An 8,118-nucleotide genomic window follows, 5' to 3' on the forward strand; every position below is an offset into this window, starting at 1 on the left:
TACCAGACGCAATAGTCGTGGTCCACTTTGAGCATGCAGGCCGAGAATAACCTTACCTAATTCCTGGGGAATGTTACCTCAGGCCTGTTGCTGAAGCTGTGGCGCTTCCCCACAAATGGCCTGGCAAAGGTCGGGGGGCAGGATGAGGTCGACCCCCACGGGCAGGTGGTCGGAGTAGTTGAGGGTGTAGACGTGGCTTTCCAGCACCTGCAGCTCGGGGCTGAACAGGATGTGGTCGAGCCGGTGCACGGGGCGCCAGCTGGGGTAGGTGTGGCGGTCTTCCGCCTCGGGGGCGACCAGGCCGGTGGCCTGCTGGAAGGCGCGGATCTCGGGGCTGTCCGGCGGGGCGTTGAAGTCGCCCATGACCACGCTGTAACGCTTTTGCTTGACCAGCTCGGCGATGTATTCGAGCTGACGGTGGCGCACGTTGCGGCTCAGCGAGAGGTGCACCTGGATGATCTGCAGGCTCATCAGCTCGTTGCCCAGGCTGATCTCCAGCGCGCCGCGCCCCGGCACGCGGGTGGGCAGGCGGTGCTCGGTGGCGCTGAGCGCGGGGTAGCGGGTGAGCACGGCCTGGCTGTGCTGCGCCAGGGCGCCCAGGCGGCGGTTGATGCGGGTGTACCAGTAGTCCAGCCCGGAGTTTCTGGCCAGCAGCTCGGCCTGGTCGACGTACAGGCTGCGCAGGCTGCCAGCGTCCAGCTCCTGCAGGCCGACGATGTCGAAGCTTTTGATGAAGCGGGCGATGCGCTCCAGGTTGCGCTCGCGCTGCACCGAGGGCAGCAGGTGCTTCCAGCTGTGGGTGAGGTAGTGGCGGTAGCGCGAGGTGTTGATGCCGACCTGGATGTTGTAGGTCAGCAGGCGCAGATGTCCGGGGGCCGCGGGGGTGTCCAGCGGTTGGTCATCGATGGAGCGCAGATCGGTCATTGCGTTACGACTTCGCCAATCCTTTCGGTCAGACGCACAGGTATTCGAGGGTTTAAACGGGTCAGCGTTCCGCGCTGCGTGACGAGCGCCCTGCCCGATGCGGCGGCGTGGTACGAGCCGCCTCTCCCCGGCGTCCAGCATACCCGCCAATAGCCCTTTGATGCCAGTGGGTTAAAGCTGTAACCCCACCCCCCCTTTGATATGATGAAATCCACGATTCTGCGTGGTAACGACACCGTGGCAACACAACCTTCGGCCAAACCGGCCTCCGGCGTTGAACGCCCCACCGCTTCCGAGCGCAGCCTCGACCAGTTCATCGGCCCCGCCCTGCGCAAGCAGCGCCTGGCCCAGGGGCTGACCCTGGCCGACGTGGCCGCCCTGGCGGGCGTGAGCCGCGGCATGTTGTCCAAGATCGAGAACGGCCAGGTCTCCACCAGCCTGGAGACCCTGCACCAGATCGTCTCCGCCCTCGGCATGACGCTCACCCAGCTGTTTCGCGATTTCGACGTGCCCGAGGGCAGCGCCCAGCACGTGAAGTCGGGCGAGGGCCTGGAGGTGGTGCGGCGCGGCACCAAGCGCGGCCACACTTACCACCTGCTGGCCTACGACCAGGGCCCGCAAAAGCAGATCGAGCCCTTTTTGATCACCATGGACGACGCCTCGGAGGTGTTTCCCACCTTCACCCATCCGGGCATCGAGTTCATCTACATGCTGGAGGGGTGCATCGTGTACCGCCACGGGCGCGACACCTACCGGCTGAACCCCGGCGATTCGCTCACCTTCCAGGGCAGCATCCCGCACGGCCCGGAAGAGCTGGTCGAGGTGCCGATCCGCTTCCTGGCCGTCATCAATTACGGCGTCGAGGACTGAACGGCGTGATGGATACGCTGATCCTGCGCGACGCGCAGGAGGCTGACCTGGACGCCATGGTGGACCTGCTGCAACAGCTGTTCGCCATCGAGGCCGACTTCAACCCCGAACCCGACAAGCAGCGCCGCGGCCTGGCGCTGATGCTGGCGCAGCCCGGGCACGCCAAGCTGCTGGTGGCCGAGTTCGGCGGCCGGGTGGTGGGCATGCTTACCGCGCAGGTGCTGGTCTCGACCGGCGAGGGGGCGCGGGTGGCGCTGCTGGAGGACATGGTGGTGGACGCCGGGCATCGCGGCCGCGGCGTCGGCGGCGCCCTGCTCGGGGCCATGGAGGCCTGGGCCGTGGAGGCGGGCCTGCCCCGCCTGCAGCTGCTGGCGGACCGCCAGAACGCGCCCGCGCTGGAATTCTACAAACGCAGCCGCTGGACGCCGACCCAGCTGGTGGCCTGGCGCAAGCACCCCGCCCCGGCCGACTGAACCCCCTGCCCCGCGTTTTTTTATCATCGCCCGCGCCGCCGGGCGGTCACTTGGCCGTTTTGCGGCCCTGCGGCGCGCGGGCGAAGGCGTCGACGACCCTTTGCACGCCGGCCTGGTCGTCCGGGCCGAGCCTGCGGTAGTTCTGGATCAACAGCTCCTCGTCCCTGGATTCCACGTTCACCGTATAGGTGCCCCGCGTCTCGCGGGTGCCCGCCGGCGGCTCGCCCGTCAGCAGCTCGTCGACGCTGATGCCGAACGCCTTGGCCAGGGCGATCAGGTTGTCCTCCCTGATGTTCTTGGTCGATCGGCTTTCCCATTGGGTGATGGTGGGTCGCGAAACATGGATGCGCCGTGCGAGCTCGGCCTGGCTCATGCCGGCCCGCTCCCGCAACGCCTTGATCCTGTCGCCTACGTTTTTGCGCATCAGGGCAGGATAGTGGTCAGGGTCGTAACCATGTTTACACACGCCGGTAAACATGGTTAACATGCACGCGCTGCCCGGAGAGCAGACACCGGGACATCGAGCCGCCGAAGGCGGAAGTCAGCGACATGGCATGAAGCCCGGGCCCCGCCGCTCAGCCGGCAGGGCCTCATCCCGAAGGAGAGCGCCGCTATGCTTTATTTCACGTGGGAGCCGGATCTGAAAATCGGCATCGAGGTCATCGACGCCCAGCACCTGCACATCATCGATTCCATCAACGAACTGAACCAGGCCTTCGCAAACTGCAGCGAGGCCGAGGTCGGGCGCATGCTCGACCGGCTGGTCGAATACATCCACGCCCATTTCGCTTTCGAGGAATGCCTGCTGGAGAGGGTGCGCTATCCGTACCTGGAGGCCCACAGGCAGATACACCGGGCCTTCGCCATCCGCGTGCACGATTACAGGCGCAGCTTTCACCGCGGCGACACCAGCGCCGGCAAGAAGCTCCTGGCCGACCTGACCATCTGGCTGACCAACCACATCAAGCACGAGGACGAGGTCTATACCGAAATCGTCCTGCCCTATCTGCAGAACGATGCCGATTCGGACGACTGGCTCGCCACCACCCTGACCCGACTGTTCGGCGATACCTGAAACGCGCGGATCAGCCGGTGAGGCCGGTGGACTCCAGCCAGGCGATCATCGGCTCGCGGGTGCGGCTCATGCCCTTGTAGTCGGCGATCTCCGGCGGCAGGGTCTTGAGCACGTTGTGCATGCGCCGCGCCCAGGCCGGGTTGGTCGCCAGGTCCTGCAGGCTGATGAGATAGGTGCGAATGCCGAACAGCATGCCGTTGGAGCGAGGCAGGCGCGCGAGCAGCTGCAGCTCCACGCGCAGGTGCGCCAGCTCGCCGGCGTTCTCCGCGGTGAGCTTGGCGCGGTCGCTGCCCCAGCGGTGGTACATCTCGGGAGACGTGTCCATGCGCGGGTGCATGGTCATCGTCCAGTTAAGACGGCGTGCCGGTCGGTCTACCTGTATGTTCAACAGATATTTGAGCGCGCGGTCGAACACGCCGATCTGGTGCGCAAGCGGCACGGGTCCGTGCCACTGCTTGAAACTCATGCCCAGGTCGAAGGTCAGCGACCAGTCGGCGGGGCAGGTGATCATGCCGCCGTCCATGAACAGGTCGCCGTCGCGCTGGTCGAGGATGTTGAAGTCGCCCTGCGCCTGGCGGGTGATGTACTCGAACGGGCCGTAGGGCAGCGTGTCCGCGTCACCGAAGGTGAAGGTGTCGCGGATGCCCAGCGCCTTGTTCTCCCAGGTCCATTCGTCGCCGTCCTGTTCCAGCGCGAACAGGTGCGGGTAGTCCCGGGCGAAGTGGGTCATGATCATTTCCAGGGTGTCCCACTCCGCGGTGATCATGTGCGGCAGCACCCGGCAGCGGCCGGGGTCCTGCTCCAGCACGATGCGCCGTTCCTCCACCTCCGACAGGTAGTGCTCGTCCACGTCGAACACGTGCTCGAACACCGAGCCGGGTTCGCCGCTGGTGGCCGGCTCCAGGTTCACCGAGTACATGTATTCGTCCTCGGGGAAGGGGAACGGGAAGCGCGCGATGGCCTCCGGGCTGTTGGAATAGGTGAAGTCGTCGCGGAAGGTCTCGACGGGCTTGAGCTGAGGTCTCATGAGGGCAGCCTCCATGAATCAGAGGTCCAGGACCAGGCGCGCGCTGCGCGCGCGGGACACGCAGGGCATGATCTTGCGGTCGCGCGCCTCGTCCGGCAGGTAGTTGTCGCGGTGCTCGGCCTCGCCTTCGAGCAGGCCGGTCTCGCACTGGCCGCACACGCCGCCCCGGCACATGTTGGGCACGTCCACGCCGGCCGCCTCCAGGGCGTCCAGCAGGGACATGTCGCCCGGCACGTCGATCTCGCAGGCCTGTTTCGCGCAGCTCACCTTGAAGGGCGCGCCCGGCTGGGGCGCGGCGAACTGTTCGTAGTGGATGTGGCTTTCGGGCCAGCCGAGCTCGCGCGCGGTCTCGACCACGGCGTCGATCAGGCCCTCGGGGCCGCACACGTAGACGTGCGTGCCCAGCGGCTGCGCGGCGAGCAGCACGCGCGGCTGGATGAACTCGTCGCGCGAGGCGTCGTAGGTGTGCAGCTGCCCGCCCAGTTGCGCGGCGATCAGCTCGCGGAACGCCGCGTGGCTTTGCGCGCGGTAGGCGTAATGCAGCTCAAAGGGCACGCCCAGGTCGGGCAGCTCCTTGAGGTAGCTCATGAACGGCGTGATGCCGATGCCGCCGGCGATGAGGATCTGCTTGGCGGACAGGCGGTCGATCGCGAACAGGTTGGCCGGCGGATTGATCCGGAGCAGGTCGCCGGTCTTCACCTTCTCGTGCATGTAGACGGAGCCGCCGCGCGACTCCTCCTGACGGCGCACGCCGATCTGGTAGCAGCTGCGATCGTTCGGCGCGCTCATCAGCGAGTAGGCGTTGCGGTAGGTGCGCTCCTCGCCGGGCATGTGCACCATGATGTGGCTGCCGGCGGAGAAGCCGGGCAGCGACCCGCCCTCGGCCGGGACCAGCGTGAAGCGTTTGACCAGTGGCGTCACTTCCTCGATGTTCGCCACACACACCGACAACGTCTCCGGGAATTTCATGTGAACTGCTCCTCGGGTTCGGGGGCGTCGGACGGGTCCTCGGCATTGACGACCACGCCGATATAGGCGGCCATGGCGCGCGAGAAGTGGTCGCGCACCTCCAGCAGCTCGCCGCAGCTCGGGCAGGTGACCGGGTTGGTGGTCACGTCTTCGATCAGGGTGCGGCAGTGCACGCAGAACACGCGCCGCGCCCTGGAGCCGCAGGCCTCGCGCAGGACTTCGTCTTCGCGCAGCCCCGCCTCGCGCGCCACCAGGTTCACCCGCCAGATAAAGGATTCGCGTCCCGCCAGATACAGACGCAGGCCCATGCCGGCCGAGGCCAGGCGCTGCGCCAGGGCCGCGGTGAGCGCGCCCAGGGTATCGAACGCGCTCACCACGGCCTGACTCGCCAGCTTCGCCGGCTCGGGGCCCAACCAGTACACCTCAACTGCGGCATCGCCGCCCTGGCCTTTCAGCTCGGTCACCACGCGCAACACGGCGTCGAGACCGGCCGACTCCGCCACCAGCACGTGGCTGCGGGCGGAGAAATCTGCGGCCAGCGGTACGTACACTGGCTGGCTTTTGACGGACGGCACCGTCGAGCCCTCGCCGGTGGGTTCCGTCATGCCAGTGGCAGCGGCTTCTGCCGACATGGATCAGCCTTCGCCTTCGCGACGCTGACCGCAGAAAAAGCCCACGCCGAACGACGGGGTCTCGAAACGGATCTTGCTGCCCTTGCGGAAATAGAACACGTCACCCTTTTTGGCATGATGCTGCGCCCCGGTTTCATCGGTGATGATGAACTCGCCGTCCACGATCAACTTCATTTCTTCATAAGTGTATTCGTAGTCCAGCGGGGTGTCGGAATTCTCCAGACGGAAGAAGCCGCAGGTGATGGTCTTGTCGGGGTCTTCGGACGAAAACATGTCACCCAGCCAGGCATTCACGCCCGGGACGTTCATGCTCGGGAGGTCGGTTTCGATGGCTGAGGGTTTGACAGACATGGTCATGATGCAGTGCTCCTCGTTTGTTGGGTTGCTCGTCGGGCCGGCTCGTTGGCCGGCTCCTGTGATGCAACAAAGTTTCTTGTTAGGAAATGCAAGTACCTTGCCAAATCTCTATGTGCTTGATTTAGCTAAAAACCGAGAATCGCCGCGCCCTCCGGCATGCCTTTTAGCGGTGCAAACCCGAGCACGCTGCTAGGTATCGGTGCGTCAGGCCCGCACCCGGGTCTTGTCCGGGTCGTAGTGCGGGAAGCGCACCACCGTCGCCGCGATGCGTTTCTGGTGGCCGTCCAGCTTGCCGACCTCCAGTTCGGTGCCGATTTCGGCATGCACGGCATCCACGCGGCACAGGGCGATCCAGTGCTCGAAGGTCGGCGAGTAGGTGGCGCTGGTGATCTCGCCCACCTGGGCGCGCCCGCGGTACACCGGGTCGCCGTGGTCGACGGCCTCGTTGCTCTCGAACGCCAGCCCCACCAGCTTGCGACGCGGATGGGCCTTGCGCTCGGCCAGGGCCTGCTTGCCGACGAAGTCCGCCTCCTTGTTGGCCACGCAAAAGCCGATGCCGGCCTCGAAGGGATCGGTCTGGTCGCAGAACTCGTAGCCGGCGAACGCCAGCCCGGCCTCGATGCGTATCGTGTCCAGCGCCGTCAGGCCCAGCGGCGACATGTCGTACGGCTTGCCGGCCTCGGTCACCGCGTCCCATACGGCGAGCGCGTCGCGGGGATGGCACCAGACCTCGTAACCCAGCTCGCCCGTGTAGCCGGTACGCGACACCAGCACCGGCCGGCCCACCGCGTCGCCGAGGCGGCCGATGGTGAAGCGGAACCATTTCAGCTCGTCGATGCTCGGCTGGGTGGGCGGCGTCCAGATGACCTCGCGCAGGATGTCGCGCGACTTCGGCCCCTGCACGGCGAAGTTGTGCAGCTGGTCGGTGGAGGACTTCACCCACACCTTGAGGCCGCGCCGCGCCGCCTGCTCGCGCAGCCACTGGCCGCTGTACTCGTCGCCGCAGACCCAGCGGAAATTCGTCTGGTCGAGGCGGAACACGGTGCCGTCGTCGATCATGCCGCCGTGGTCGTAGCACATGGCGCCGTAGCCGACCTGGCCGACGGCCAGCTTGCTGACGTCGCGGGTGAAGGTGGCCTGCAGCAGCGCCTCGGCGTCCGGGCCGATCACCTCGAACTTGCGCAGCGGGGACAGGTCCATGATCGCCGCGCGTTCGCGGCAGGCCCAGTATTCGTCCACCGGGCCGCGCGCGGAAAAGCACGTGGGCAGCCAGTAGCCGCGGTATTCGATGAAGCTGCGGGTGAGCTGCGAGGTGCGTGGGTGAAACGCGGTCTCGCGCGTCAGTTTGGGTTGTGCGTCGGGTGTCATGCGTGTGGCAATCCCCTTGGAAAAGCTGTGATCGCGGCCGTAGATGCGCAGGTGGATGTCGGTCGGGTTCCAGCCGTTGGCGGCATCGATGTCGTCGGCGCAGGAGGACGAGGCGCAGAGCAGGTCGGTCAGCGCGCGCATCAGCACGTAGTCGCCCGGGCGCGACCAGGGCTCGTCCATGGTCAGCGCGCCGGTGTGATCGGTCTGCGTGTTGTAGAAGAAATTGATCGCCGGCCAGCCCTTGCGCTCGGCAATGTCGTAGGGCGCCAGCACGGCGTTGAAGTTTTCCGAACAGCTGGGATGTCCGGGATAGCCTTTGTCTTCGTAGCTTTTCGCGCTGCAGGCGAGCGCGAAGGTGTCGTGCCGGCCGACCGTGTCGCGCACGACCTCGACCAGCGGGCGCATCTTGTCGTCGAAGAACTT

General features: G+C 66.2%; 10 protein-coding genes. 3 read left to right on the forward strand and 7 right to left on the reverse strand.

Annotated elements, in window-relative coordinates; translation table 11 throughout:
- Window positions 1-78 precede the first annotated feature (78 nt).
- Complete coding sequence (locus tag P8Y64_12385) at window positions 79-924, reverse strand: endonuclease/exonuclease/phosphatase family protein (protein MEJ2061263.1); 846 nt, start codon at window positions 922-924, stop codon at window positions 79-81.
- 237 nt (window positions 925-1,161) lie between these two features.
- Between P8Y64_12385 and P8Y64_12390 the strand changes: the two genes are divergently transcribed.
- Together P8Y64_12390 and P8Y64_12395 are read left to right on the forward strand one after the other, a co-directional pair.
- The gene (locus P8Y64_12390; GenBank protein MEJ2061264.1) at window positions 1,162-1,794 is read left to right on the forward strand and encodes an XRE family transcriptional regulator; all 633 of its coding nucleotides are present in this window, start codon (window positions 1,162-1,164) and stop codon (window positions 1,792-1,794) included.
- Window positions 1,795-1,802: 8 nt separating this feature from the next.
- The gene (locus P8Y64_12395) at window positions 1,803-2,267 is read left to right on the forward strand and encodes a GNAT family N-acetyltransferase (protein ID MEJ2061265.1); all 465 of its coding nucleotides are present in this window, start codon (window positions 1,803-1,805) and stop codon (window positions 2,265-2,267) included.
- Window positions 2,268-2,313: 46 nt separating this feature from the next.
- On the opposite strand, the gene P8Y64_12400 is transcribed toward P8Y64_12395, so the two are convergent.
- Window positions 2,314-2,691: a helix-turn-helix transcriptional regulator gene (locus P8Y64_12400; GenBank protein ID MEJ2061266.1), complete on the reverse strand. Its 378-nt coding sequence runs from the start codon at window positions 2,689-2,691 to the stop codon at window positions 2,314-2,316.
- Between the two features lie 189 nt (window positions 2,692-2,880).
- On the opposite strand from P8Y64_12400, the gene P8Y64_12405 reads away from it, so the two are divergent.
- Entirely contained in the window at window positions 2,881-3,342 is a 462-nt protein-coding gene (locus tag P8Y64_12405; GenBank protein ID MEJ2061267.1) for a bacteriohemerythrin, read from the forward strand.
- A 10-nt stretch (window positions 3,343-3,352) separates the two neighbouring features.
- On the opposite strand, the gene P8Y64_12410 is transcribed toward P8Y64_12405, so the two are convergent.
- From P8Y64_12410 to P8Y64_12430, 5 genes are all read right to left on the reverse strand, one after another.
- Window positions 3,353-4,369 (reverse strand): DUF3445 domain-containing protein, encoded by a 1,017-nt coding sequence (locus tag P8Y64_12410; protein ID MEJ2061268.1) that lies wholly within the window; start codon window positions 4,367-4,369, stop codon window positions 3,353-3,355.
- Window positions 4,370-4,387: 18 nt separating this feature from the next.
- The gene (locus P8Y64_12415; GenBank protein ID MEJ2061269.1) at window positions 4,388-5,338 is read right to left on the reverse strand and encodes a PDR/VanB family oxidoreductase; all 951 of its coding nucleotides are present in this window, start codon (window positions 5,336-5,338) and stop codon (window positions 4,388-4,390) included.
- Window positions 5,335-5,943 (reverse strand): dimethylamine monooxygenase subunit DmmA family protein, encoded by a 609-nt coding sequence (locus P8Y64_12420; GenBank protein MEJ2061270.1) that lies wholly within the window; start codon window positions 5,941-5,943, stop codon window positions 5,335-5,337. Before P8Y64_12420 ends, P8Y64_12415 begins: the two co-directional genes overlap by 4 nt.
- Before the next feature lie 30 nt (window positions 5,944-5,973).
- Complete coding sequence (locus tag P8Y64_12425; GenBank protein MEJ2061271.1) at window positions 5,974-6,321, reverse strand: cupin domain-containing protein; 348 nt, start codon at window positions 6,319-6,321, stop codon at window positions 5,974-5,976.
- Between the two features lie 210 nt (window positions 6,322-6,531).
- The coding region (locus tag P8Y64_12430; protein MEJ2061272.1) for a DUF1989 domain-containing protein at window positions 6,532-8,118 on the reverse strand (1,587 nt) is incomplete at its 5' end.

The sequence above is a fragment of the Gammaproteobacteria bacterium genome, from assembly GCA_037388465.1.
Classification (GTDB): domain Bacteria; phylum Pseudomonadota; class Gammaproteobacteria; order SpSt-1174; family SpSt-1174; genus JARRKE01.